The sequence below is a fragment of the Rhodococcus sp. NPDC076796 genome, from assembly GCF_040702765.1.
Classification (GTDB): Bacteria; Actinomycetota; Actinomycetes; order Mycobacteriales; family Mycobacteriaceae; genus Rhodococcoides.
In genome coordinates this window covers 484,664-510,575 of the sequence record NZ_JBFBMS010000004.1, presented here as the reverse complement: position 1 = coordinate 510,575, position 25,912 = coordinate 484,664, and the positions used below count along the sequence as shown (strand labels likewise).

The 25,912-nt window shown below is 66.0% G+C and carries 24 protein-coding genes and 1 riboswitch; of the genes, 14 read left to right on the top strand and 10 right to left on the bottom strand.

Annotation, left to right across the window (positions count from 1 at the left end; translation table 11 throughout):
• Positions 1–300: 300 nt before the first annotated feature.
• Genes AB0366_RS16400 through AB0366_RS16390 form a run of 3 tightly spaced genes read right to left on the bottom strand, consistent with a single transcriptional unit; the run spans position 301 to position 3,211 of the window.
• On the bottom strand, positions 301–603 hold the full coding sequence (locus AB0366_RS16400; protein WP_366244834.1) for a DUF6802 family protein: 303 nt from the start codon (positions 601–603) through the stop codon (positions 301–303).
• 47 nt (positions 604–650) lie between these two features.
• Positions 651–2,186, bottom strand: a complete 1,536-nt coding sequence (locus AB0366_RS16395) for a hypothetical protein (RefSeq protein WP_366244833.1) — start codon at positions 2,184–2,186, stop codon at positions 651–653.
• Positions 2,183–3,211: a hypothetical protein gene (locus AB0366_RS16390; protein WP_366244832.1), complete on the bottom strand. Its 1,029-nt coding sequence runs from the start codon at positions 3,209–3,211 to the stop codon at positions 2,183–2,185. Before AB0366_RS16390 ends, AB0366_RS16395 begins: the two co-directional genes overlap by 4 nt.
• A gap of 212 nt (positions 3,212–3,423) precedes the next feature.
• On the opposite strand from AB0366_RS16390, the gene trmB reads away from it, so the two are divergent.
• The 4 genes from trmB to AB0366_RS16370 all read left to right on the top strand — a co-directional run bounded on the left by trmB (position 3,424) and on the right by AB0366_RS16370 (position 10,252).
• A complete protein-coding gene (gene trmB, locus AB0366_RS16385; protein ID WP_366244831.1) occupies positions 3,424–4,182 on the top strand; it encodes a tRNA (guanosine(46)-N7)-methyltransferase TrmB in 759 nt (252 codons plus the stop codon).
• A gap of 14 nt (positions 4,183–4,196) precedes the next feature.
• Positions 4,197–4,883, top strand: a complete 687-nt coding sequence (locus AB0366_RS16380) for an NYN domain-containing protein (RefSeq protein ID WP_256980771.1) — start codon at positions 4,197–4,199, stop codon at positions 4,881–4,883.
• Positions 4,884–8,009, top strand: a complete 3,126-nt coding sequence (locus tag AB0366_RS16375) for an MMPL family transporter (RefSeq protein WP_366244830.1) — start codon at positions 4,884–4,886, stop codon at positions 8,007–8,009.
• Positions 8,010–8,098: 89 nt separating this feature from the next.
• Positions 8,099–10,252: an MMPL family transporter gene (locus AB0366_RS16370; protein WP_366244829.1), complete on the top strand. Its 2,154-nt coding sequence runs from the start codon at positions 8,099–8,101 to the stop codon at positions 10,250–10,252.
• Between the two features lie 95 nt (positions 10,253–10,347).
• Here AB0366_RS16370 and AB0366_RS16365 read toward each other — a convergent pair whose 3' ends face one another.
• The 3 genes from AB0366_RS16365 to AB0366_RS16355 form a co-directional block, all read right to left on the bottom strand.
• A complete protein-coding gene (locus AB0366_RS16365) occupies positions 10,348–12,249 on the bottom strand; it encodes a DUF2339 domain-containing protein (RefSeq protein WP_366244828.1) in 1,902 nt (633 codons plus the stop codon).
• A 75-nt stretch (positions 12,250–12,324) separates the two neighbouring features.
• A complete protein-coding gene (locus AB0366_RS16360; RefSeq protein WP_121871280.1) occupies positions 12,325–12,975 on the bottom strand; it encodes a DUF1707 domain-containing protein in 651 nt (216 codons plus the stop codon).
• Positions 12,976–12,996: 21 nt separating this feature from the next.
• Complete coding sequence (locus tag AB0366_RS16355; RefSeq protein ID WP_366244827.1) at positions 12,997–14,109, bottom strand: glycosyltransferase; 1,113 nt, start codon at positions 14,107–14,109, stop codon at positions 12,997–12,999.
• 109 nt (positions 14,110–14,218) lie between these two features.
• On the opposite strand from AB0366_RS16355, the gene AB0366_RS16350 reads away from it, so the two are divergent.
• Entirely contained in the window at positions 14,219–14,608 is a 390-nt protein-coding gene (locus tag AB0366_RS16350; RefSeq protein WP_094615427.1) for a MarR family transcriptional regulator, read from the top strand.
• Between the two features lie 2 nt (positions 14,609–14,610).
• On the opposite strand, the gene AB0366_RS16345 is transcribed toward AB0366_RS16350, so the two are convergent.
• The 4 genes from AB0366_RS16345 to AB0366_RS16330 are packed head-to-tail and all read right to left on the bottom strand — an operon-like array spanning position 14,611 to position 17,860.
• Positions 14,611–14,832, bottom strand: coding sequence for an autophagy-related protein 2 (locus AB0366_RS16345; protein ID WP_366244826.1), 222 nt, complete (start codon positions 14,830–14,832; stop codon positions 14,611–14,613).
• Between the two features lie 37 nt (positions 14,833–14,869).
• The gene (locus tag AB0366_RS16340; RefSeq protein WP_183130440.1) at positions 14,870–15,496 is read right to left on the bottom strand and encodes a response regulator transcription factor; all 627 of its coding nucleotides are present in this window, start codon (positions 15,494–15,496) and stop codon (positions 14,870–14,872) included.
• Between the two features lie 29 nt (positions 15,497–15,525).
• A complete protein-coding gene (locus AB0366_RS16335) occupies positions 15,526–16,695 on the bottom strand; it encodes a DUF5931 domain-containing protein (RefSeq protein ID WP_366244825.1) in 1,170 nt (389 codons plus the stop codon).
• The gene (locus AB0366_RS16330; protein ID WP_366244958.1) at positions 16,682–17,860 is read right to left on the bottom strand and encodes an AI-2E family transporter; all 1,179 of its coding nucleotides are present in this window, start codon (positions 17,858–17,860) and stop codon (positions 16,682–16,684) included. The genes AB0366_RS16335 and AB0366_RS16330 overlap by 14 nt, the downstream gene beginning before the upstream one ends.
• A gap of 142 nt (positions 17,861–18,002) precedes the next feature.
• Here AB0366_RS16330 and AB0366_RS16325 point away from each other — a divergent pair, with 142 nt between their 5' ends.
• The 9 genes from AB0366_RS16325 (at position 18,003) to AB0366_RS16285 (ending at position 25,901) form a co-directional block, all read left to right on the top strand.
• Positions 18,003–19,478: an adenylate/guanylate cyclase domain-containing protein gene (locus AB0366_RS16325; protein ID WP_121872761.1), complete on the top strand. Its 1,476-nt coding sequence runs from the start codon at positions 18,003–18,005 to the stop codon at positions 19,476–19,478.
• A 9-nt stretch (positions 19,479–19,487) separates the two neighbouring features.
• Positions 19,488–20,642, top strand: coding sequence for a YbhN family protein (locus AB0366_RS16320; RefSeq protein WP_366244824.1), 1,155 nt, complete (start codon positions 19,488–19,490; stop codon positions 20,640–20,642).
• Between the two features lie 112 nt (positions 20,643–20,754).
• A complete protein-coding gene (locus AB0366_RS16315; protein WP_121871285.1) occupies positions 20,755–21,306 on the top strand; it encodes a YceI family protein in 552 nt (183 codons plus the stop codon).
• 161 nt (positions 21,307–21,467) lie between these two features.
• Positions 21,468–21,554, top strand: a riboswitch (Fluoride riboswitch).
• 170 nt (positions 21,555–21,724) lie between these two features.
• Positions 21,725–22,063: a CrcB family protein gene (locus AB0366_RS16310; protein ID WP_310886829.1), complete on the top strand. Its 339-nt coding sequence runs from the start codon at positions 21,725–21,727 to the stop codon at positions 22,061–22,063.
• Positions 22,060–22,425: a fluoride efflux transporter CrcB gene (gene crcB, locus AB0366_RS16305; RefSeq protein WP_366244823.1), complete on the top strand. Its 366-nt coding sequence runs from the start codon at positions 22,060–22,062 to the stop codon at positions 22,423–22,425. Before AB0366_RS16310 ends, crcB begins: the two co-directional genes overlap by 4 nt.
• Positions 22,426–22,440: 15 nt before the next feature.
• A complete protein-coding gene (locus tag AB0366_RS16300) occupies positions 22,441–22,575 on the top strand; it encodes a hypothetical protein (protein ID WP_366244822.1) in 135 nt (44 codons plus the stop codon).
• A gap of 93 nt (positions 22,576–22,668) precedes the next feature.
• A complete protein-coding gene (locus AB0366_RS16295) occupies positions 22,669–23,043 on the top strand; it encodes a DUF3054 domain-containing protein (protein WP_259468066.1) in 375 nt (124 codons plus the stop codon).
• Between the two features lie 134 nt (positions 23,044–23,177).
• Positions 23,178–24,494 carry a Na+/H+ antiporter NhaA gene (gene nhaA / locus AB0366_RS16290; protein ID WP_121871289.1) on the top strand — a complete coding sequence of 439 codons (1,317 nt, stop codon included), beginning with the start codon at positions 23,178–23,180 and terminating at the stop codon, positions 24,492–24,494.
• 159 nt (positions 24,495–24,653) lie between these two features.
• Positions 24,654–25,901 carry an APC family permease gene (locus AB0366_RS16285; RefSeq protein WP_366244821.1) on the top strand — a complete coding sequence of 416 codons (1,248 nt, stop codon included), beginning with the start codon at positions 24,654–24,656 and terminating at the stop codon, positions 25,899–25,901.
• Positions 25,902–25,912: the final 11 nt, after the last annotated feature.

Sequence of the window (25,912 nt, the reverse complement as noted above, 5' to 3'; positions counted from 1 at the left end):
CTGGGGTGAGCCGGAACCGGGAAGTACTCGCACGATCACTGTGGGCAAACATGCGCGAGCAGATCTCGGTTTTCCCCTCTCGGCGGGGCGCTGCTCGACCGTTCGAGCCGCAGTACACCATCGTAACGGGTACAGCAAGCCGAGGGTCGAGCGCCGGGTGTCCTGGTATTCAGGTTAACGCCGAGCGACGTAAATCCGGAAACAGGGTGTTGTCCGATTAGTCACAGGACCGATTCAGATAGGGAAAGATCCGCGCAAGAAGGCGTCTACCAGCGGCGACGCCCACTCAGGACGGACGGACTACAGCTCGCCCGATTCGGTCATTTCGCCCCGGCCGATACCGTTCGCTTCTCGAAAAATTTCCCAGGATCGGTACTGCCCGTCACGTCCGAACGCCGTGAACTTGTCCGTCACACCATCACCGTCGACGTCGGTCGCCACGGTCATCCCGGCGTCGGTACGTCGTACGGTTGTCTCGTAGTGGCCGTCTCCGTCGAGATCGAACAGGTCTGTCGAGACCGTGGGCGCACCCGGATCGTCCACATCGTGAGGTTCGACCTCCGTGAGGAAGCCCCCTGCTGCGAAGCCATCCACCGCGATCATCGACGCTCCTCACCTCGACCAACGAACCCGACCAACCGACACTGCACCTACTGACTCCGACGCACCGGCTCGCCGATCGGTTCCACCTGTGCAGGGGAGAAATGGACGGGTTCGCGGGCAACGAACACACCACGATCGGGTCCGCGGAATCGCTCGAGCCCCCGCTCGAGTGCAGACAGATCGCGATCGCAGGCGGACAGCAGCGCCGATCGGTGGTCGGCGAGCCGACGCAGCTCGGCGTCCACCTCGGCGAGTGCGACGTCGATGCGGGCCACTGCGTCCCGGTCCGCGGTCGAGACGGCGGACGCAAGCGCCGACTCGGCATCGAGAATCCGCGAGAGCAGTCGCTGCTCCACGGACGATTTCACCCGGGCCAGGCTTTCCTGCGTCCAGCCGCGCAGGTGGGCGCGGTCGGCCACCAGCGCCCGTGACCGCGTGATCCACCAGGCGAGCGCACCACCGAGAACGAGGGTGATCACGGTGTTGGCCACTGCCCAGGCCGGCACCAGCGCCATCGGAGACACCACCAGCCGCCCGAGTCCTACCCCCGCCGACGCGCCGACAACGATCATGACGACATCCTCGATCCCCCGACGCCGGGACGGCTCCCCGATGTCGAGCGGGGCGTCCGCGACACTCGGTTCCGCCTGCAGCGGCGTGAGCCCGAGGTCGGTCTCCACTGCCCGCAATCGGGCCGTCAGCGCCGCGTCGGCTCGATTTCGGGCGCTGCGCGCGGACTCGCCGACATGCGCGGGAAGATGAGTGAGTTCGGCACGTCCGGCTCCATCGATCGTGCGTTTGACCTCCGCAACCAGGGTGCGAAAGTCTTCGGCGGCGGCATGGAGAGACTCCACGCGTACCCGTTGAATTCGATTGTGCAGCAGCGCCCGTCGATCACCACCGAGATTGTCCCGTTCGCCGACGAGCTCGGCTCGCCGCGCTCGGAGTTCGCCCGTATCACTGCCCCCGGTCACCGCGCGCGCTCTCGCCACGATCGACGCTCTGGCTCCGGCTGCGCAGTCCTGCACTGCCGCAGCATATTTGCGCTGAGATCCGAGAGCCGTGGCCTGCAACAGCAGCGCGCCCAGGCGGTCCGCCACTGCTCCGAGACCCGACTCCGCGGACATCGCGGCGTCACCGGTCTCCCGGCCCGTCCGCGCCAACCGAACCGAGATCGGGTGGAACGTGCACTCCACCGCCCTTGGGACGCACTCGGCAACGACATCACTGTCGACGGAGACCACCTCACGCCAGTGCCGATGCACGTCGATCTTGTTCACCACGAACACGACCGGCGTGGATTCGAGAGCTGCTCGCCACTGCTCGACTTCGACGCGGCCCACCGGAGCCGACGCGTCGACGACGATCATCACGACGGCGGCATCGGCCATGGAGTCGATGAAGTGGAGGGCAGCACCGCCGAGTCGGGACAGCTCGCGGCGCAGTTCGGACTTGCCCGAACCTGCAGTACCGGTGAGGTGAACCCCGGCGGGTCGACTGACCCTCGCTCGTTCGATCTCGTCGAGGGCACCCGAATTCCAGCGTCGTAGAACGCTTTTCATGTCTTCCGACAGCGGGGTCATCGGCGCAGCATTCGTACGTGCCCTCGGCACAGTGCGAGTGCCGCGCGACGCACGTCGGGGTCCACGGCAGCGGCAGCCCGCTGCTTCCACAGCACCGCCTGCTCGAGCGCGACCTGTTCCGAACCGGTCTCGATCGGCACCCCGAGACGCAGAGCCGCGTGGCGCATCTCGGCAGCCACCGCCTCGTCCGAGGCCAGGTAAGACTCGACGGCGTCACGAACCCGCCGGTGGCCGGCGGAGATCTGTTGCACCCTGCGATGCAGCTCGGCGTCCCGAGCCGCCGCGGCCGCCGACACAGCCGCGGAGACCGCGGCGATCAGGGCATCGGCACCGGTGGCGCCGGCCAGCATGCGCACCGCCTCACCGTCGGACACCGCCGTTGACCGCTGCAGCACCTCGACGAGCAGGGCGAGACCACGCAGTTCGATGCATTCGATCAGCGCTTCTCTGCGACGCGTCGACACCGCGAGGTCTGCGGCACGAAACCGTTCGACGGTCATCAGGTCGGTCGGACGCAGATCGGCCGCTGCGACGGCACGCACGTCGGCCATGTCCAAGGGCGCACCGGCTCGGCCCACTCCCCGCAAGCCCGCCGCGGTGGTTCCCATCACCGGCAGAACCGTCCGCCCCAGCTGCTCCGATGCCGCTGCGGCCGCGGCTGCGGGATCGTCGAGGGTGTCCGCCTTCGTCAGCACGACGACGGTCCCGTCCAGGGCATCTCTCGGCCGAGGACTCAGCAGTGCGGTGTCGACGGGCGAGACCGCACCCGCGATCACGTGGACGAGCACCTCGCCCTCGCTGCTGTCCGTTCTGCCCTCGCGCCATCGAACATCGAGGCCGTCGGCGTCGAGCGGCACCGACTCGAGAACGGCGAGAACCGCGGATTTCCCGACGCCTGCGCGGCCGGTCACCCGTGCGGTCATCGGCCGCAGGCGGTCGTGGACGGCGGTGTCGACGGCCTCACGCGCGTCGCTCGACGCAGCGCGGTCACGCAACAGGCCCAGACCGGCCTCGGCGACATCCATGATCGATTCCCCCAACAAACGCCCCGCCGCCCACGTCGAGAGGCGACGCACAGCCCCCTGCTGCGGCACCGATTCTGGCACACGCGGGCGCTCACGAGCCGATCGAAAGGAATTGCACCGTTGTAATTAGTCGGGCTCGTCCTGCCGCTGATCAGCGATAGGACGGCAAGTCTCAACTTCAACTCGAGACCCACCTGTCACACGCCCCGCCGATGCGCGACAATGGACCGGTGAACGAGCCCCAGGACCCCTCTGTCGACACCGAGGAGAATGCCGTGAAGACCCAGGAACGGGGCTCACGGCTCTACCCCCGCGTGACGAGTTTCCGCTCACGGCGCGGAGCGCTGACCGAAGCGCAGCAGACCACCTGGGACAGCCTGTGGCCGCGTATCGGCCGCGACGTCGCCGACGAGCAGATCGACATAGCCGCCTGGTTCGGGCGCAGCGGCCCGGCGATTCTCGAGATCGGCTCGGGCACGGGCACGGCCACCACGGCGATGGCCTCGGCCGAGCCGCACGTCAATCTCATGGCCGTCGAGGTCTACCGACCCGGCCTGGCCCAGACACTGCAGCAGATCGAACGAGAAGGCATCGAGAACGTTCGGTTGCTGCGCGGTGACGCGATGGACGTGCTCGAGAACATGCTGTCCTCGGAGTCGCTGACCGGCGTCCGCGTCTTCTTCCCCGACCCGTGGCCCAAGGTTCGGCACCACAAACGTCGCCTGCTGCAGGGTCCGACGTTCGCGATGATCGCGGATCGGTTGAAGCCCGGCGGCGTTCTGCACGTGGCAACCGATCATGCCGAATACGCTGAGTGGATTGCCGAGGCCGGGAACGCCGAGCCCGGTTTGACCGTTCTCGATTGGGAATCGCCCATGACACACGAGCGACCGGTGACCAAGTTCGAGGGCAAGGCACAGCTGGTCGGTAGCTCGGTGACGGAATTGATCTGGGGAAAGAAGACAGCATGAGCGTCAGTACGGACATGCCCGACACCGTGGTCGACCCCTCAGAACTCGGCGCAATCGGTGAAACGCGCCACAGCAAACGCGTCCTGCTGGTGTGGGACGCCCCGAACCTGGACATGGGACTCGGCGCAATTCTGGGTGGCCGACCCACCGCCGCCTACCGTCCGCGCTTCGATGCCCTGGGCCGATGGCTGCTCAGCCGCACCGCCGAACTCTCCACCTCCGGCACCGCGACACTCGAACCCGAGGCCACGGTGTTCACCAACATCGCCCCCGGCAGCGCCGATGTGGTCCGACCCTGGGTCGAAGCATTGCGTAACGTGGGCTTCGCGGTGTTCGCCAAGCCCAAGGTCGACGAAGACAGTGACGTCGACGCAGACATGCTCGACCACATCGACTTCCGCAACCGTGACGGCGGCCTCGCCGGGGTCATGGTCGCGTCCGCCGACGGTCAGGCGTTCAAGGGTCCGCTGGAGGCCATCGCAGCAACCGGAGTGCCCGTACAGGTGCTGGGCTTCCGGGAGCACGCAAGCTGGGCTGTCACGTCGGACATCCTGGAATTCCTCGACCTCGAGGACATCCCGGGCGTCTTCCGTGAGCCACTGCCACGGGTGAGTCTGGATTCGCTTCCAGACGAAGGCGCGTGGCTGCAGCCCTTCCGACCGCTGTCCGCCCTGCTCGTCGGGCGCCAAGGAGTTTCTTAAGTGTTCGCCAGATGGGGAGACATCGTCTACCGCCTGCGGTACACCGTTATCGGTGTCATGGTGGCCGGGCTGCTGGGCTTCGCTGCCTACGGTCTCGATCTGGGCAGCCATCTCAGTCAGAGCGGTTGGGACGATCCGACGTCGGAATCGGCCCAGGCTGCCCGTCTGGCGGACACCACGTTCGGTCGCGACAAGCAGGGTGACGTCATCGTCCTCTACACCGCACCCGAGGGATCGACGATCGACGATCCCGAGTTCCAATCCGAGATCGTGGCCAACCTCGACTCCCTCGCCGCCGACCACCCGGACCAGATCGAGAAGGTCAACGGCAGCTACTTCCGCACGGCGACTGCTCCGAACCTCGCCGCACTCGGCACCACCGACAAGCAACACGCCATCGCCAGCATTGCGATCGCCGGTGCCAACGACACCGAACTGACCAACAACTTCCAGGCCGTCAAGGACGTCTTCTACATCGACGGCGTGGACGTGCAGGTGACCGGCCTGCAGGCCGTCGCAGGCGCGTTGCAGTCCACAATGGCCGGCGACATCCAGCGCATGGAGATCCTGGCCATCCCCGCCGTCGCAGTGCTGCTGTTCTTCATTTTCGGCGGCGTCGTCGCGGCCGCTCTTCCGTTGATCATCGGTGGCCTGACGGTCGTCGGAGCCAACGGCATCGTGAAGGTGTTCACCAACTTCACCGAGGTCAACTCGTTCGTCGCACCCGTGGTCTCGCTCGTCGGCCTCGGCTTGGCCATCGACTACGGGTTGTTCATCGTCTCGAGATTCCGAGAAGAACTGGGCGACGGCTACTCGACGCCACAGGCGGTGCGCAGGACGGTCATGACGGCCGGTCGCACCGTGGTGTTCTCCGCGACGATGATCGTCGCGTCCCTGGGTGGTCTGCTGCTGTTCCCGCAGGGCTTCCTCAAGTCGGTCGCCTACGGCTCGATCGCCACCGTCGCACTCGCCGCGCTGACGGCCATCACGATCCTGCCCGCGATGCTCGCGATCCTCGGTCCCCGTGTCGACGCACTCGGTCTCAAGTTCATGCGCAAGACCAAGTCGAGCGAGGAGATCGAGAACGGCATGTGGGGCCGGCTCACCCGCTGGGTGATGCGCAATCCCGTCAAGGTCACCGTCCCGATCGTGCTCGGCCTGGTACTCCTGACGCTGCCCGTCGGCAACATCAAGTTCGGCGGCATCAACGAGACCTACCTGCCTCCCGACAACGTCACTCGCGAAGCGCAGGGCGAGTTCGATTCGCTCTTCCCCGGCCAGCGCACCGAGCCGATCAAGTTGGTGATCAGCGATGCACAGGGCGCCACCCTCGCGCAGATCACCACCCAGGCCAACAACGCTCCCGGCCTGGTCGAGCCGTTCTCCCCGGTCGGTGCCAGCAAGGACGGGATCATCGTCTTCAAGGCCGGACTGGTCGATCGCAACGACTCCAAGCCCGCCATCGACTTCCTCCGCAGCATCGACGTACCCGAGGGAGCGTCGGTTCTCGTCGGCGGCACCCCGGCCATCGAGCAGGACTCCATCAGTGCACTCATAGACAAGTTGCCGCTGATGGCAGTGCTCGTGGTGTTCATCGTGACGCTGCTGATGTTCTTGACGTTCGGATCGTTGGTGTTGCCGATCAAGGCGGTGCTCATGACCGTCCTCGGTCTCGGTGCCACCATGGGCATCCTGACGTGGATATTCATCGACGGCAACGGTGCGGGGCTGATGAATTTCACCCCTGGGCCGATCATGGCTCCGGTATTGGTGCTGATCATCTCGATTGTGTTCGGCTTGTCCACGGACTACGAGGTGTTCCTGCTCTCTCGTATGGTCGAGGCGCGTGAAAAGGGTGCCAGCACCAGCGAAGCCATCCGTATCGGAACCTCGCATACCGGACGCATCATCACCGCCGCGGCTCTGATCCTCATCGTCGTGACCGGGGCGTTCGCGTTCTCCGATCTGGTGATGATGAAGTACATCGCCTACGGCATGATCGCCGCCCTCATCATCGACGCCACCCTCATTCGCATGTTCCTCGTGCCTGCCACGATGAAACTGCTCGGCGACGACTGCTGGTGGGCCCCGCAGTGGATGAAGCGCATCCAGCAGAAACTCGGACTCGGTGAGACCATCCTCGAGGACGAGCTGCTCGCCATCGACGACGTGCCCGAGCTCGCGCTCGCAGGCGGTGCACCGTCGAGTACGGTCGCGCCGCCGATGCGTCCGCAACCGCGCCGCAACGAGCCGCTCACCGAACCCATTCCCGTGGTCGCACCGCACGGTGGCGGACCCATTCGAGCGACCCACGCCGCGAAGGAAGAATCCCGACGCAGTGTGACGGGGCGTCCGGCAACCCCACCCGAGCCGACCCGCGCGGCTCCCGCCACACCTCCGGCACCGGCTGCTCGACCCACCCCCACTCCTCCTCGGTCCGAGGCTGCTCCGCAGGAACGACCGGCTCCCAGGCCTGCCCCGAGCCGGCCGGTGGCACCGCGCCCGACCGTCGAACCGGAACCGACCCAGGCAGCAGACGTCGTCCGGCCCGCACCGCCGGTCAACCCGGTGGCTGCTCCCCCGTCGGCTCAGCCGCCCCGCGCACCGAGCGCACCGAGCCCGTCCGCACCGCCGCCGAGCCGAACCCGGGCCGCTCGCGCACCTCGCGCCGAGGAACCGGACTCTCGTTCCATCGAGAGCTGGCTCGCCGACCTGCGAGCACCCAGCGCATCACCACCCCCGAGCACACCGCGCAACGGTTCCACCGCGAACGGCTCCGATCACAACGGCTCGAACCACAGTGGCTCGAACCACAGCGGTCACGACGAGAACAGCTCGCCGCAGAGCGGTTCCGAACACAACGGCCACAGCAACAACGGGTCCGAGCGCAACGGCACCAACGGGTCCGAGAGCAACGGCACCGAACGCAACGGCACCAACGGGTCCGAGAGCAACGGCCACAGCAACGGATCCGCGTCGAGCGAATCCCCGTCCGAGAAGCCGTCGGGCCGCCGGGCCGCACCGACCACCGAGGGCAGCGACAGCGGTCGTCACCGCGGCGGCGAGAACGGACACGTGCTCAGTGTCAGCGAATTGCTCGCACGCGAGCGCAACCGTTCACGCTGACGCTCATGTGATCGGCTAACCTCCCTGAGCCGAAGTGTTCACTCACGTGGCGGCGGTAGTCGCGTGCATCCAGGGGGAGCTACACACACGTGTTCGTTCGATGGGGAAATTTCGTCCACCGCCTCCGATACACCGTTCTCGGTGTCATGGTGGCCGGGCTGTCGATCCTGGCGGCGTACGGCTGGGATCTCACGGACCACCTGAGCCAGAGTGGTTTCGACGATCCGACGTCGCAGTCGGCTGCCGCCAGCACTCTCGCCGACGAGACGTTCGGCCGCGACGCCCAGGGCGACGTGATCGTTCTCTACACCGCTCCCGAGGGCTCGACGATCGACGACCCGCAGTTCGACGCCGCGATCGTCTCGAACCTCGACTCGCTGGTGGCCGAGTACCCGGACCGCATCGCGAGGATCAACGGCAGCTATTTCCGGACGGCCGAGGCTCCGGTTCTCGCGGCGCTCGGCACTGCCGACAAGCAGCACGCCATCGCCAGCATTGCGATCGTCGGTGCCGACGACACCGAACTGACCGAGAATTTTCAGGCCGTCCAGGACGCCTTCTACATCGACGGGGTCGACGTCCAGGTCACCGGTCAGCAAGCCGTGGCTGCCGCGTTGCAGTCGACGATGACCGACGACATCCATCGCATGGAGATCCTCGCCATCCCCGCCGTCGCGGTGCTGTTGTTCTTCGTCTTCGGCGGCATCGTCGCCGCCGCGCTACCACTCATCGTCGGTGCGCTGACCGTCGTCGGGGCCAACGGCATCGTGAAGCTGTTCACCCACGTCACCGAGGTGAACAGCTTCGTCGCACCGGTGGTGTCGATGGTCGGACTCGGTCTGGCCATCGACTACGGGCTCTTCATCGTGTCGCGTTTTCGAGAAGAGCTGGGCGACGGCCGATCGACGCCCGATGCCGTCCGGCGCTCGGTCATGACGGCCGGTCGCACCGTGGCGTTCTCGGCGACGATGATCGTCGCCTGCCTCGGTGGCCTGTTGCTGTTTCCGCACGGGTTCCTGCGCTCGGTGGCATTGGGTTCGATCGCGACGGTCGCTCTCGCAGCGCTCACCGCGATCACCGTACTTCCGGCCATCCTGTCGATCCTCGGCCCTCGCGTCGATGCTCTCGGTTTCGCGTTCATGCGCAAGACCAAGTCCTCGGAGGAGATCGAGAACGGCATGTGGGGCAAGCTCACCACCTGGGTGATGCGCAATCCCATCAAGGTGGTCGTCACCATCGTGCTCGGGCTCCTGGCCCTGACGCTGCCGATCGGCAACATCGCGTTCGGCGGCATCAACGAGACGTATCTGCCGCCGGACAATCCGACGCGGGTGGCGCAGGAACAGTTCGACCAACTCTTCCCCGGTCAACGCACCGAGCCCATCAAGCTGGTCATCGAGAACGCGCAGGGGCAGAATCTGGCCGCCATCACCACCCAGGCGAACAATGCTCCCGGCCTGATCGAGCAGTTCACGCCCGTCGGGGCCAGCAAGGACGGCATCATCGTCTTCAAGGCCGGACTGATCGATCGCAACGACGCAGCACCCGCCATCGAATTCCTGCGCAGCATCGACACTCCCGACGGAACTTCAGTGCAGGTAACGGGAACACCTGCGATAGAACGAGATTCGATCGACGCCATGGTCGACCGTCTCCCGCTGATGGCGGTACTGGTCGTCTTCATCGTGACCGTGCTGATGTTCCTGACGTTCGGGTCCTTGGTGCTGCCGATCAAAGCGGTGCTCATGACAACGCTCGGACTCGGTGCCACGATGGGCATCCTGACCTGGATCTTCATCGACGGTCACGGGGCTGCGTGGATGAACTTCACGCCCGGGCCCATCATGGCGATGATTCTGCTGCTGATCGCGGCGATCGTGTTCGGGCTGTCCACCGACTACGAAGTTTTCCTGCTTTCACGCATGGTCGAAGCACGCGAGAACGGTTCCAGTACAAGCGAAGCCATCCACATCGGCACCTCGCACACCGGACGCATCATCACCGCCGCGGCCTTGATTCTCATCGTCGTCACCGGTGCCTTCGCGTTCTCCGATCTGGTGATGATGAAGTACATCGCCTACGGCATGATCGCTGCCCTCATCATCGATGCCACCGTCATTCGCATGTTCCTGGTGCCCGCGACGATGAAACTGCTCGGCGACGCGAGTTGGTGGGCACCGGCCGGCATGAAGCGAATGCAGCGCAAGCTCGGACTCGGCGAAACGACTCCCGAGGACTCCTGACCCCCGCCCCCCTGCTCCCCCGCTCCCCCGCCCCGCGTGAATGAACCACTGCACTCCTCAGACGTATGCAGTGGTCCATTCACGCAGCGGGGGGATCAGGAGGAAACGGCCGCACTCTCTCGGTCCGCGAACACCTTGGCGTATCGGGTACCGGCGATCAGCAGCAGTAGTCCCACTGCGATGAAGGCGATGACCCGGAAGAGTCCGTCCAGGGCAACGAGGTCGAACAGGAACAGCTTTGCGATGGCCGCCGCGGTCAAGGACAGTCCGGCCAGCAGGGCCAGGTGAGCGTGAGTGACGCTGCGCAGCCCGAAGGCCAGTAGCGCGAAGGCTGCGATCATCCACTCGATGGTTGCCGCGGTGTGGCCTGCGGTGAATCCCGTTGTTTCGCCGCCGATTCCGATACCGAGGGTCACCGTGGCCGCCGTCAGGCCGTACAGCGCGAGTACGCCGGAGACGATGCCGAGGGTCTGCAGTCCGTCGTCGACCAGTTTCAATTCGGCGAGCAAGTAGGCGAAGGCGAATGCCGTTGCAGCGAGCAGGATTCCGCCGAGGGCGATGCCGACGCTGCCCACTGCGTGGTCGGAGTCCAGCAGCGCCCGTGGCGGGCTGACCGAGACGAACATCAATGCGCCGATCACGCCGAATCCGCTGCCGATCGAGTATGCGAGTGCCGAGCGGGTGCTGTGAGCCACCGCGATCAGAGCCAGGGCGACGGCGAAGAGCACGACAGGGCGAATCTCGAGGGTCGTCGACTCGACTGCGGCCTGCAGCGTCGCCAGGGCTCCGATCACCGCGACGGTGATACGAGCGTGCCCCGGCAACCAGCTCACCAGAATCAGGATGGCCACAGCTGCAGCAGCAAGAACCAGTTGGACGCTGACGGTCGCGGCGCGGTCGAAGACGTCCGCGGAGACCAGCACCGGCAGGGACGTGAGAGCGATCATCACGGTGGCGACCACATCGGAGACGTTGCGGCGCAACAACTCCAGTGACGTGCCGATGCCGAAGACGGCCACCGACACGACGACCAGGAGTAGCCAGAGGCCGCCGGTGGATCCGGACAGGTCAGCGCTCGCGATGGCAGCCAGTACCGTGCCGACGAGGGGTACGGTCCGAACGACCTGCAGGAGCTGCCAATTCCGACCGATCTGGGCCGGGAAACTCGACACATAGGTGGCGATGAGGAACGCGACCAAGGTCAGGGTGAGGCCGTCGGTCAGCACCGGTCCACACACTGCGACGCCGGAGAGAATCAGCACCGCCATCGGCTGCGACTTCCACTGCACTGCGAGTGCCGTTCCGGCTGCAGCAATTCCGAATGCGGTGATCAGCCCGATCACAGGATCGAGCCAGCCGTACAGGACGGTCGTCGCGAGCACATCGAGGTACAGGCCCGCGATGCCGGTGGCGGCGAGGGCGATACCGCCGATGCGCCCGCCCGACCGGCCGAACACTCGGACGCCGCCGCCTATCAGCGCGAGGGAGAACACTGCGCCCGCGGCGACCCGCAGCGGCGGTCCGAACCACCCGGCCTGTGCGGCGAGAACTAGCAGCATCACCACACCGACGAGGGTGACGCCTGCGCCGGCGACAGCCAGCAGACGACTGATGACACCGTCACGCTGCCACCACGGTTCGCGCGGCGGAGCCGGCGGTCGAGGCGTGACGACCGGCCCCCTGGGTGGTGCGGGGTAATTCATGGCGGGCTGCATTGCGGGCTGGGGCCGAACCATCTGCTGACGAACAGTATGGCCGAACGGCTGGCCGTAGGGCTGCGGCGGCATGTGGGGTGGCGCTACCGGCGGCGGAACGGCGGGAGCTGCCGGCGCCGACGCCTGCCGCGTGGGAGCGGGAGCCGTTGCGGCACCGAGCTGTGACTGCAGGGTCTGCAGATCGACGGCCACCTGGCGCATGTGGTCGCCCAGGGAATCGAAGCGGCTGGACAGTCGCGCGACGAGCTGCGGATCCAGCCCGGAGTTCTGGGAAGAAGTCATGGGTTAGATCCTGCGAGCATTGCCGCCGAAAAGCGTGAGTAGTGCTACTCGGATCCCTCGAGTAGAAGCGCCTCGCTAGCCGAACATGCGACGGATCGAGCTACCGAAGGGATGCTTGGCGGTCACCGAGCCCAAGCGGACCTTGCCCGAGACCACGAGATGAAGCGGCCCGTACGGCGGCCCGGTGCGGACCTTGTTGGTGGCGCTACCCGCCACCGTCTCGACGCGGTTGAGATCGACGGTCGCCTCGGTCGGCACGATCAGTGTCACGGTGCTGCAGTAGTCGTCGACGTAGATCTCGACCACCTGCGTCGACATGACAGCCTGCGTGAAGTCGAGGGTCACCGTGGACATGCGGGTGGAGACGCGCAGGCTCGGCGGCACGTTCCACGGTCCCTTGCGGGTGATGGTGGACATGGTGCCGCGCAGTGTGTCCGACGCGCCGCTGCCGTGCCCCCAATGTTCCTGAACGACGCGGCGCGGGGCCGGTTGCGGGGTGGGCGCGGCGAAAGGTTTCGGTGCCGGGCGATGTTCCTCGGCGATCTGCATCCCGGGCAGGTCGGCGAGAACCGAGTTCAGCTCACCGCGGGTCTTCGACGCCAATGCGGTGTCCATTCGCTCGGTGAACTCGCCGAGCGACAACATGCCCTGGCCCACGGCGCGCTGCAACAGCTCTCCGACGTGTTCGCGTTCGGCATCGGACACTCGCAGATCCCTCGCCTCCATGCGTTCAGGGTAGCGAAGATCTCAGGCTGCGCGACCGCCGAGTACGGAGAGCATTCCGGACACCGACGCGGGCCATCCGAACTGTTCGGCGCGCAACCTGGCGGCGACACGGCGGCCGTCGACCGGTAGTTCGAGTACCCGTTGTATCTCGGCGGCGAATCCGTCTGCGGTGTTCTCGGAGGATCCACCGCAGTGCGGGGTGACGATCTGCGCCAGCGCCGAGGTCTCGGAGACGACGACGGGGGTGCCCGCAGCGAGCGATTCCAACGCAGCGAGCCCGAATGTCTCGTGCGGTCCAGGCGCGAGAGCGATGTCCGCCGAGGCCAGCAGGGCCGCGACGGCCGCTCTGCCATCGACGAAACCCAGGAAGTCGACGGGTAGACCGCGGGCGCGTCGTTCGAGGCCGGCTCGGCGGGGGCCGTCGCCGGCGATGATCAGCCGCGCCCGTATTCCCGAATCGCACAGCGCAGCAAGCGAATCGATACTTCTCTCGACGTGCTTCTCCACCGACAGTCGGCCGCAGTGCACGAGCAGCCGATCGGCGCTGCCCAGCCAGGCGGCTCGTTCGCCCAGTTGCCGGCGACGCGGATGGAAGAGGTCGAGATCCACGCCGAGCGGCACTCGGTGCACGTTGCGAACCCCGATGCGGTCGAACTCCTGTTGGGCGAACTCCGTGGTGCACACGACGGCGTCGTACGAGTCGGCGGTGCGCCGGTTGGCCAGGTCCGCGACGGGGCGGGCGCAGCGCATCGGCATCGTCTGCGCGAGCAGCCGGTCGAGGCGTTCGTGGGAGATCATCACGCTGCGCACGTCTCGGCGCGCGGCCCAGGCACCCATGCCGCGCAGCGTCAGTCGGTCCGAGACCTCGATCACGTCGGGCCGCAGTGCGGCCGCCACCGAGGACGCCCGGCGCGGGTCGGCAACCCGATAACCACCGGTGAGCGGGATCTGCGGTGCCGGCACCTCGATCCGCACCACTCCCGACGGTAGGAGCGTCTCGCTCGATCGATCTCCCGGGACGATCAGCGTCACCTCGTGACCGGCGGCGACGTACCCCGATCCGAGCTGGTCGACGGCCGTCCGCAATCCCCCGGACCGTGGTCCGTAGAAGTTGGCGAGTTGGACGATGCGCACTCGATCAGTCTTCCCAGCCGGAAGTCCGCCCGACGGCGCGGCGATGGATGGTGGCCGAACCTTCGCGGAATTCTGTGTGGGGATCGCTACCAACGGGTAGGTGAGACAGATGCGAGTGACACTGCAATCCACCGGCAACGCCCCCGCCCCCGAGGTCTGGGAGCGCTACATGGAACCGACGGCCTGGAAGACCTGGGCTCCGCAGATCATCGGCGTCGAGTACCGCGGTGAGCGCCTGGACGCCGACACCACCGGCCGAGTGCTGGGGCCGTTGGGCGTGCCGATCGACTTCCGGGTGCATTCGGTCGACGAGCGATCCTGGACGTGGGCATGGTCGGCGTGGTTCCAGAATCAGGCCATCGGGGTCGACCTGACGCACGGCGTCGTCTCACGACCCAACGGGACCAGGGCGTGGTTGACGATCGACGGCCCACTGCCGCTGGTGCTGCCGTACGTGCCGGTCGCCAAGTTCGCGCTCGGCAGGCTGTGCAGTCCGTAGCCCTACTCGGACCGCGTGACAGTCTTCTCGTCGGACTGATCGGCCACGTCGGTCGGCTCGGGCGTCGGTAGCGAGGATTCCTCGCCCGATCCGTCCAGATGGCCGTCGAATTCGTCGATCGCCTCGTCGCGCTCTGCGCCGGTCTGATCGAGATCGGCGTCGACCCCCTTCGAGTGCTTCGCCGGGTCGACGGTGGTGTCCACTGCATTGTCGTTGTCGGTCATGGGATGCAGAGTGCCCCTCGGCACCCAACACAAACCCTCACAGCCCTTTTTCGATGACGTATCGGGTCAGTTCGACGCGGTTGGCCAGTTGCAGTTTTCGCAGGGTCGCCTGGACGTGATTCTCGACGGTGCGATGACTGAGCGTCAGTCGGGTGGCTATCTGCTTGGCGCTCAAGCCTTTTGCGACCAGTCGTAGCACTTCGGTTTCCCGGTCGGTGAGCGTCGGACGAGTGTCGGATTCCGGCTCGGGCGACGCCGACATCCGCCGGAACTCCCCGAGTACCAGGCCCGCGAGGCCGGGAGTGAACACCGCCTGCCCGGCCGAGGTGGCGCGGACCGCGTCGAACAGTTCCTCGGCCGATGCGCTCTTGACCAGGTAACCCGTCGCGCCGGCCTTGATCGCGTCGAGCACGTCGTTGCGTTCCGCGGACGCCGAGAGCACGAGAATCTTCGTCTGCGGCGATGCCTCGAGAACGGCGACGGTGGCGTCGGCTCCGTTGCCGTCGGGCAGATGCATGTCCATCAGCACGACGTCGGGAGTGGTCGCTCGGGCGCGGCGTCCGGCGGCGGCGACGCCGTCTGCGGTGGCGACCACCCTGAATCCGGCGGCGTCGAGATCCCGGGCGACGCCGTCCCGCCACATCGGGTGATCGTCGACGACCATCACCGCGATGTCGGCATTCGTTTCCTCTGTCATCCCGGTCCCTTCGCTCGCGGAATGCGGATCTCCCATTCGGTGCCCTCACCCTCGTCGGTGTCGAGTATCGCAGTACCACCGAGAGATTCGACGCGGCCGAGTATCGATTTCGAGACGCCCATCCGACCCTCGGCTTCGGCGGCGGCGAGCCGTCCAGCAGGGATTCCGCGGCCGTCGTCGCGGATACTGACGATCAATTCCCCATCGACGTCCTCGAGCAACACGTAGGCCTTCGCATCGGCTCCCGCGTGGAGTTCGACGTTGGACAGTGCGGTTGCCACGACAGCGGCGAGTTCCTCGGCGACGTCGGATTCGACCAGCACCGGATCGGCAGGCGTCGAAACGGAGATCGATGTGCCCGCCTGCGTTCGCAGCAGTGCCCTGACGTCGACGATCGAGCCGGTGTGATCGCCGCGCGGAGCCGCCTGTTCCGAGATCAGCACGCGCAGAGCGACTTCCTGCTCGCCGGCCAGCTCGGCGAGTTCGGCTGCCGGCCCGCCTATTTCGAGGCCTCGCCGTCGCACCAGTGCCAGTACCTGCAGCACTCCGTCGTGCACCTGCCGGGCCAGCCGTTCTCGCTCTTCGGTGATCGCGGCCGATCGTGCTGCGCGACGCAATTCTTCGTGGGCGCGCCTGGCGGTGTTCGACGCCAATCCCAGTGCCAGTCCGGCCGAGAGCAGCACCGGGGCGGTGGCGTCGGACCAGAGGTCGGAGTCGAAGCGGTCGCGGACGAGTGCGCTGACCACGGACATCGCCACCCCGGATGCGATTCCGCCCTTGGGGCCCAACAGGATTGCGGCGGAGATGACGGCGTTGGTGGCCCACAGTGTGGTCGGCAGAGTTTGGCGGGTGCTGTACCAGTCGTAGTCGGCAACCAATCTCGTCGATGCCATCAGCGCGACCACGATGACCTGATCGGCGAGCACCACCTGCCAGCGCGGAAGCGAGGCGCGCGCGAGCATCAGCGCCGATGCTCCGGACCACACGGCCATCAGGGCGACGAGGAACCAGCTCAGCCGCGGGTTGGTGTAGTTGTCCACGGTCGCGGCCTGATAACTGATCGCGTAGACGAGCGTGATCAGACGAAAGGCCTGCGAGGCCCGCCAGAGCGGGGTGTCGGGATCGGAGGAGGACAGCGTGGCGCGTACCCGGTCAGCCGTCCGCATCGTTGTCAGATTTCGGAATCGTCAGCTCTCCCTTGGCGAGCCGATCCGGCTCGTCGCTCCCGGGTGGGGTGTCCGGATTGCTCGGCTCGGCGGAATACAGCGGGTCGGGCACCTCGAGTTCCTCGTAGACCTCGTCCGGGTCGTCGGCGAGCAGCGACCGCACGGCGGTGTTGAGGACGGCGACGATAGGCACCGCCAGCAGGCCTCCGACGATGCCCGCGAGCAGAATGCCGACGGTGATGGACAGGACCACCGCCAACGGGTGCAACCGCACGGCGCGGCCCAGCAGGAGTGGTTGCAGCACATGGCCTTCGAGCTGCATGACGGCCACCACGATGCCCAGTGTGATCACCGCGGTGATCAGGCCCTTGGTAACCAGTGCGATGAACACCGCGACGAATCCGGTCAGCACCGCACCGATGATCGGGATGAACGCTCCGATGAACACCAACGAGGCCAGTGGAAGTGCCAGTGGCACACCGAGAATGGCCAGCCCGGCTCCGATGCCGATGGCATCGGCAGCCGCGACGGCAACCGTCGCCCTTACGTAACCCACCAGGGATCCGAAGCCCTGGATGCCCGCCGTGCGGATTCTTCTGCGGGCCGAGGTCGGTGCCAGCCGGGTCACGAACTGCCAAACCTGATCACCGCCGTACAGGAAGAAGATGAGGATGAACAGGGTGAGCGCCGCGCCGGTGAGGATTTCACCGATCACCGTGGCGGTGGTCAGCGCTCCACTGGTGACCGCTTCCTGGTTGTCCTGGATGACCTTGACGAGGCTGTCCGTGGCCTGCCTGATCTGATCCTCGCTGATGTGCAGCGGGCCGTTGCTGAGCCATTCCTCGACGCTGTTGATGGATTGGGTGAATTGATCACCCACCTGCGGCAGACCTTCGATGAACTGCTCGACGATGAAGGTCATGATCCCGGCGACGACGCCGATACTGGCGATGATCACGACGATCACCGCGACGGCCCGCGGCACTCCGCGCCGATGCATCCAATCGACGACCGGCACGAGCATCGCCGACGCCAGCAGCGCGAGGCCCAACGGAATCACGACGGTGCTGAGCTTGGCCACAACGTAGGCAAAAGTGATGAATCCGGCAAACAGGACAAGCAGTCGCCACGTCCATTCCGCGCCGACCCGCACCAGCGGATGCACCGAATCCGCAGCCGAAGTGGGGGCCGGGGACGCCCCCGTACCTTGCGCCCGCAACTCGTCGGTGCTCACCCGCTAAATTTAACCCGTGCTGGCATCTTTCCGAGCGGTCTCGCTCACCCTGAAGAGTCGCTGGCCGCTCTATATGCTTTCGATGCTCATCGCCAATGTCTTCGGTGCGGTCCTCGTGTTCGCCTTCGTGCGATACGGCCTGCCCATCCCCGAATCGGAATCGATCGTCGCCGACCGCGTCCGCAACGTGTACATCTTCGGGGCTTATCTACTGGTGGCCCTGGTCGTCAGCCTGATCTACGCGTACTTCCTCCTGCGCTCGGTGATCAGGTGGCAGCTCCGCGGTGGCCCGCCCACTCGCAAGGAACAGATGACGACGCTGCACGCGCCGTTGCGTCAGGCAATCGTGCACCTCATCCTGTGGATCATCGGCGGCATCATCTTCGTGCTGCTGACCATTGCGGAGATGCCGTCGCTGTCCATCGCCGTCATCGTCACCGTCGGGATGGCCGCCACCGTGACGTTCGGATTCACGTACATGCTCGGCGAGCGAATCCTTCGACCGGTCGCGGCGCTGGCGTTGAGCGAGGGCCGATTCGACCGCACGATGACGCCCGGCGTCGGTACCCGCATGGCCATGACGTGGGGTCTGGGCACCTTGATGCCCGTCATCGGCATCATCCTGCTGTGCGCCACGCAGCTGACCACCGATCTGGTGTTCTCTCCCAACGCGCTCGCCGTGGCCATCATCCTGCTCAGCGTGCTGGCCATCGTGCAGGCGTTCGTGCTCTCGATGCTCACCGCGAGCCAGATCTCCGACCCGATAAGCCAGCTGCACAGCGCCATCGAGCGTGTTCAGCGCGGCGAGACCGACGTCGAGGTCGATGTGTTCGACGGCTCCGAGATCGGCCGCCTGCAGGTGGGCTTCAACCGAATGATGGAGGAATCGGCCGAGCGACGCGTCCTGCGAGAGCTGTTCGGCCAACACGTCGGTGAGGACGTGGCGCGTCGGGCATTGCAGTTCGGAACCGAGCTCGGCGGTGAAACCCGATTCGTCGCAGTGCTGTTCGTCGACATGGTCGGCTCCACCGCCACCGCCTCCGAGCGCCCACCGAGCGAGGTCGTGGTGTTGCTCAACGAGTTCTTCCGGGTGGTCGTGGACGTCGTCGGGCGTCATCACGGGTTCGTCAACAAATTCATGGGCGACGCGGCCCTCGCGATCTTCGGGGCCCCACTGGATCGTCCCGACGCACCGACCGCCGCGCTCGCTGCTGCCCGTGAACTGCGTTTCGCGCTGGACGAGATCACCGGGCTCGACATCGGCATCGGTGTGTCCGCGGGGCTGGCCGTCGCCGGCAACATCGGTGCGTCGGAGCGCTTCGAGTACACGGTCATCGGAGACCCGGTCAACGAGGCGTCGCGACTGACCGAGCTGGCGAAACTGCGTCCCGGACGCGTCCTGGCGTCGACCTCGGCCCTGTACTTCGCCGACGACGAGGAACAGGAACAGTGGGAGCTGGGAGACCAGGTGCAACTGCGTGGTCGACGACGTGCCACCCATTTGGCCTGGCCGGTGGAGTATCCCGATTCCTCCTCGAGCGACGGTTAGTCTGACAGGGTGCCCGACCCCAGCTCCACCCGCGGACCCGCTGTGCGGCGTCCGCGAAACCGACTCCGGTGGGTCAAGTGGATCGCCGGCATCGCTTTGGTGGCACTGCTGGTGGGTGAGGCCGTCTACCTGTGGCCGCGGCTGCACGAATCCTGGGCCGCGGTCCGCGAAATCCATTGGGGTTGGCTTGCGGCCTGTGTGTTCGCGCAAGCGGTGTCGCTGAGCGCTTTCGGCAGAGTGCAGAAGCAGTTGCTCGACGCAGGCGGAGTGAAGGTACGCCAGCGCAAGTCCGTCGCCGTCATTTACGGCAGCACCGCCATGGCGCTCACCCTCCCCGCAGGTCAGGTGTTCTCCACGGCGTTCACGTACCGCGAGACACGCCGCTGGGGAGCGAGCCCGGTCGTCGCGTCGTGGCAGCTGGCCATCTCGGGCGTGATCGCCGCGGCAGGACTGGCCGTGCTCGGCCTGGCAGGCGGACTGGTGGTCGGCAGCTCGTTCAACACGTTCACCGTGGTGCTCCCGATCGCAGGTGTCATCGCCATCGTCGCCGCCGTTCGCTACATCTCCAATCACCCCGAGTCGATCAAGAGCATCGCGCGCTGGGGATTGCACAGATACAACGCGTTCCGCAATCACGAGCTCGACGCGGGTGCCGAGGGGATCGACAAGATCATCGGCCAGATCCAATCCGTTCAGCTCGGCAAACGCGACGGCGCGCTCACTCTGTCGTGGTCCGCCGTGCATCGACTCGCGGACGTCGCCTGCCTGGCGTTCGCGTGCTTCGCCGTCGGCGCGGATCCGCGACTGTCCGGATTGCTCATCGCCTTCGCTGCGGGCAAGGCCGTCGGATCCGTTCCCCTCGCACCAGGTGGCCTGGTGGTCGTCGACGCGACCCTCATCGCGTTTCTCACCAGCGCTGCCTCGATCAGCGCATCGCAGGCCGTCGCGTCGGCCCTGGTGTACCGCGGCGTCAGTTTCATCCTCGTCGCCATCGTCGGGTGGATCGTGTTCCTCGTGCTGTTCCGCAAACATCAGCACGCCGATCTCGAATTCGACATCGAGCTGGAACAGCAGGAGACCGCAGCGCTCGAGCAGCAGGAGACCGCCGAGCTGCGGCGCAACGAGGAGATCCGCGACGCCAAAGGCGATCCGGAAACCGCGTAGCCACCCCTTCCGCGGTATGGCGTCCGTCACTTTCTGTTCATCCGGAATATATACGGACCCCGGTCCGCTTGTGTACTATGAGTTTGAACCTTCAACCCACCAAGGAGTCCTCATGACCACCGCCATCGCACTTCCCGAGCTCACCGCAGGCACCTGGGCCATCGACGCAGCCCACTCCACCGTCGGATTCACCGTCCGCCACCTGGTCGTCAGCAAGGTCCGTGGCCGCTTCCAGACCTTCACCGGCACCATCACCGTCGACGCCGACGGCACCCCGTCCGTCGACGCCGAGATCGACGTCGCCTCCATCACCACCGACAACGCGCAGCGCGACGGCCACCTCAAGACCGCTGACTTCTTCGAGGTCGAGAAGTTCCCCACCGCGACGTTCAAGTCCACCTCGGTCAAGGCCGACGGCGGAGACTTCATCGTCACCGGTGACTTCACCCTCCACGGCGTCACCAACTCCATCGACCTGAAGCTCGAGTTCAACGGCGTCAACGCCGGCATGGGCAACGGACCGGTCGCCGGCTTCGAGGCCAGCACCGTCATCAACCGCAAGGACTTCGGCATCAGCATCGACATGCCCCTCGAAGGCGGCGGCGCAGTCGTCGGCGACAAGATCACGCTGAACCTCGAAATCGAAGCCGGCCTGCAGGCGTAATCTCGCCCCGCTTCACCCCCTTCGGATCAATGCGACTTTGTTGCAGTCCAAGCGACTGAAACTCACATTGATCCCGATCCGAAGGCGAACACAGAACGGCCCGTACCGCATTCGCCGGTGCGGGCCGTTCGGCTGCGTTCGGCCCGAACACACCTGCTATGGTCGACAGCGGCGATGGATCTCCGCCTGGACGGCCCTAGGGTTGTCCGAACCGCCCCAACTTCGGGGCTGATGGCTCCTTTCCCTCAGTGGAAGGAGCACGCCTGTGTACCGACGCCGCGATCCCTATCCCGCTCTGCCGATCGATCCCGATTGCGCTCCTCGGAACTCACGCCCACTGCATGTACGGCCTACTCCAATTGTCGCGGTCGGAATCGGGGGCCTCGTCGGAACAACGTGCCGATCCCAGCTCGGGCTCTTGTTTCCGCATGCCTCGGGTGGCTGGCCGCTGACGACCTTCGCCATCAACATCGTCGGGGCGTTTCTGCTGGGTGTTCTCCTCGAGGGATTGTCCCGCCTCGGCCCCGACACGCACTGGCGACAACAGGTTCGCCTGCTGGTGGGCACCGGGATGCTCGGGTCGTTCACCACCTACAGCGCTCTCGCTGCCGACACGGATCTGCTTCTGCGCGGACATCAGTGGTGGCCGGCCGTGAGCTATGCCGCAGGCACCGTGCTGGCAGGCCTGGTAGCCACGGCTGCGGGAATCGCGCTTGCCGCGCGACTGCGGTCCCAGCCCTCGGAGGCAACTCGATGACAACACTGTGGATCGCCTGCGCCGGCAGTGCCGGAGCGATCGCCCGATTCGTGCTCGACGGAGTGATACGGCAGTGGCGGAAATCGGAATTCCCTTGGGCGACAGCGATCATCAATGTCACCGGATCGGTGATACTCGGATTCGTCACCGGGCTGGTCCTTTTCCACGGTCCGTCCCAGGAGCTCCAGCAGATCGTGGGCGTCGGGTTCTGCGGCGGATACACCACTTTCAGCACCGCCAGCATGGAGACGGTGCGGCTGTTACAACGCCGGGAATACCTACTCGGCGTCGTCAACGGTGCCGGCACCTTGCTGATGACCGTCACCGCCGGCGCTGCCGGTCTCGCACTGGCGTCACTCTGAGAGGTTGCAATGACAATGAACGACGACACTTCCACGGCCGAGCGGATGGACGGCCCGACCGGCACGGCACCTCCGCAGTGTCATCTGGTGGTCGGCTTCGACCGGCGGCCAACGAGCCGTGCCACCACTCCCACCGCCCGGTCCTCCTGATTCCTGCCACCGACACGACTCGGTAGCGACGGGATCCAACCGGCGGGGCGATGGGGGCGTGGTGGTTCACGGTCGGTGTCTACAGTGGTGCGCGTGAAGTTTCGTTCCCCAGTAGTTGCTGCCGTCATCGATGTGCTCATGGTCGTGTTGTTCGCCGCGATCGGTCGCCGCAGTCACGCGGAGGCAACCGCGTTGTCCGGCCTGTTCCACACCGCCTGGCCGTTCGTCGTCGGTGCCGCCATCGGCTGGGTCGTCGCGTTCGCTCTGTACCGCAACAAGTTCGACGCGTTCCTCATCGTCCCGACGGGAATCGTGGTGTGGGTGATGACGGTTGTCGCGGGCATGGTGCTGCGGGCGCTGACCGGGCAGGGAACTGCCGGATCGTTCATCGTCGTCGCCACATTGTCCACCGCAGTTCTGCTGCTCGGCTGGCGCGCACTGGCCAAGTTCGTGCCCAGCGTTCGGTGATGGAGACCCGTTCGCGATAGGATGATTCACGGTGCGCCGGGAAGTCTGGTCGGCAACAACTTTGTGCTGCGTGCCCACCGTGTGAAGTTCGGTCGGTTCGCAACTCGACGAAGCTACCGAAAGGCGTTGTCTCCGTGACAGATTCATCCAGCTCCAAAACGCGATTGCCGTTGTTCTCTCGCGGCTCGTGGTCTGAGGCAGACCGGGTTGCGCAAATTCTGCGCAAGGAGACGGTCGGCGGCGCATTGCTCCTCGTCGCCACCCTTGTCGCCTTGATATGGGCCAACTCACCCTGGTCCGCTGCCTACGACTCGTTGATGAGCACCCGCGTCGGGCCCTCGGCGCTACACCTCGACCTCACCCTGTCGACGTGGGCCGCCGACGGACTGCTGGCCATCTTCTTCTTCGTCGTCGGACTCGAACTGAAGCGAGAATTCGTCGCAGGAGATCTTCGCGAACCGGCACGCGCGGCCCTTCCGGTCGCCGCCGCGATCGGCGGAATGGCCGTTCCAGCAATCATTTTCGTGCTGATCAACCTCGGCACCGGTGACGGTGCACTGCTCGGCTGGGCAATCCCGACGGCAACCGACATCGCGTTCGCCGTCGCCGTTCTCGCCGTGATCAGCACCCATCTGCCCACTGCGCTGCGAACCTTCCTGCTGACGCTGGCCGTCGTCGACGACCTTCTGGCCGTCAGCGTCATCGCCATCTTCTACACCGACGACATCAACTTCGTCGCCCTCGGCTTGACGCTCATTCCGCTCGCGCTGTTCGCCGTTGCCGTGCAGATGCGCGTCCGGTCGTGGTGGATCCTCATCCCGTTGGCTGTGGTGACGTGGGTTCTGATGCACGAGTCCGGCGTCCACGCCACGGTCGCAGGCGTTCTGCTCGGCTTCGCCGTCCCGGTCCTGCGCAGCAAGGCTGCCGGCGGTCCGGACGCAGGACCCGGCCTCGCCGAACACTTCGAGCACAAGATTCGGCCCATCTCCGCGGGCATCGCGGTGCCGATCTTCGCATTCTGCGCAGCAGGCGTGACCGTCGGCGGATTCTCCGGCCTGGCCAGCGCGCTGACCGATCCGATCGCCATCGGCATCATCGCCGGCCTCGTGATCGGCAAGGCCATCGGCATCTTCGGCACCACCTACCTCGTCTCTCGCTTCACCCGGGCCACACTCGACGCCGGACTGAAATGGCTCGATGTGCTCGGTGTCTCGATGCTCGCGGGTATCGGATTCACGGTGTCGCTGCTGATCGGAGACCTGGCCTTCGGCGAGGGAACCCAGCGCGACGACCACGTGAAGGTAGGCGTGCTCGCCGGTTCGGTCATTGCCGCATCGCTGGCCGCCCTCATCCTGCGCAGCCGCAACAAGGCCTACCGCGCCATCCACATCGAGGAAACACGCGACGACAACCACGACGGCATTCCGGACGTGTACCAGAACGAGAAGTAGGCAGCAGCCGTTGGCTACGCGCTGACAGCAACACACACCGTGTAAGGCCCGCCCCGTCAGGCGGGCCTTACACGTATCTGCCCGCGACACTGCATCGGAAGTACGCCGAAGCCGTAGCACCTCTACAGTTGTCGCCGTGAACGAGAACCGGCTCCAGGCATGACACAGCCGCTGGCCCGTCGACTCGGTCTTCTCGACGCCGTCGTCATCGGTGTCGGCTCGATGGTCGGAGCAGGGGTGTTCGCGTCGTTCGCCCCCGCGTCCGCCGTCGCAGGCGCCGGCCTTCTCATCGGTCTTGCCATTGCTGCGGTCGTGGCGTTCTGCAACGCCACGTCCTCGGCCCAGCTGGCCGCTCAGTATCCGACGTCGGGCGGCACATACGTCTACGGCCGTGAGCGCCTCGGCGCGTGGCCGGGCTTTCTGGCAGGGTGGACGTTCGTCATCGGCAAGACTGCGAGTTCGGCGGCCATGGCGTTGGTGTTCGCGGCCTACGTCGCACCCGCGGGATACACCGAACTCGTTGCAGTGCTTGCTGTTGCGCTGCTGACAACGGTGAACTACTTCGGCATCACTCGCACTGCGTCGCTGACCAAAGTTCTGGTCGCCGCGGTACTCGCCGTACTTCTCGTCGGGGTCGTTCTCGGACTCACCGGCTCCAGGGGTCCGGGTGTCGACAACTTCGGGCCCGTCACCGACCATGGGTGGTACGGCATTCTGCAGTCGGCGGGGTTGCTGTTCTTCGCTTTCGCGGGCTACGCGCGCATCGCCACGCTCGGTGAGGAAGTCACCCGGCCGGAACGGACCATTCCGCGTGCCATCGTGTCCGCCCTCGGTATCGCGCTCGTGGTCTATGCGGTGGTTGCGTTGACACTGCTGTCGGTTCTCGGCCCCGAACTCCTGGCCTCGTCGTCTGCCCCATTGGTCGATCTCGTCGTTGCATCGGGACATTCGTGGGCGTCGCCGGTGATGCGAGTCGGTGCCGGCCTGGCTGCGCTGGGGGCGTTGCTCGCGCTGATCGCGGGCATCGGCCGCACATCGCTGGCGATGGCCCGCCACGACGACCTGCCGGCGTACCTGGCCGCGGTCCACCCCCGCTACTCGGTTCCGCATCGCGCCGAGATCATCCTCGCAGTGATCGTCGTCGTGCTGGTCATGATGGTCGACCTGCGTGACGCCATCGGCTTCTCGTCGTTCGGGGTCTTGCTGTACTACCTGGTGGCCAACCTCAGCGCGTACACCCAGGATGCCGAACACCGCCGCTACCCACGGGCCCTTCAGATCCTCGGCAGCATCGGGTGCGTGGTGCTGATCGCCACGCTGCCGGTGACGGCCATAGCCGTCGGAACCGTCGTGGTCGTGCTCGGTGTCGCGTACCGCTTTCTTCGGGTTCGACAACTGTTCACTTGACGCCTGATTCG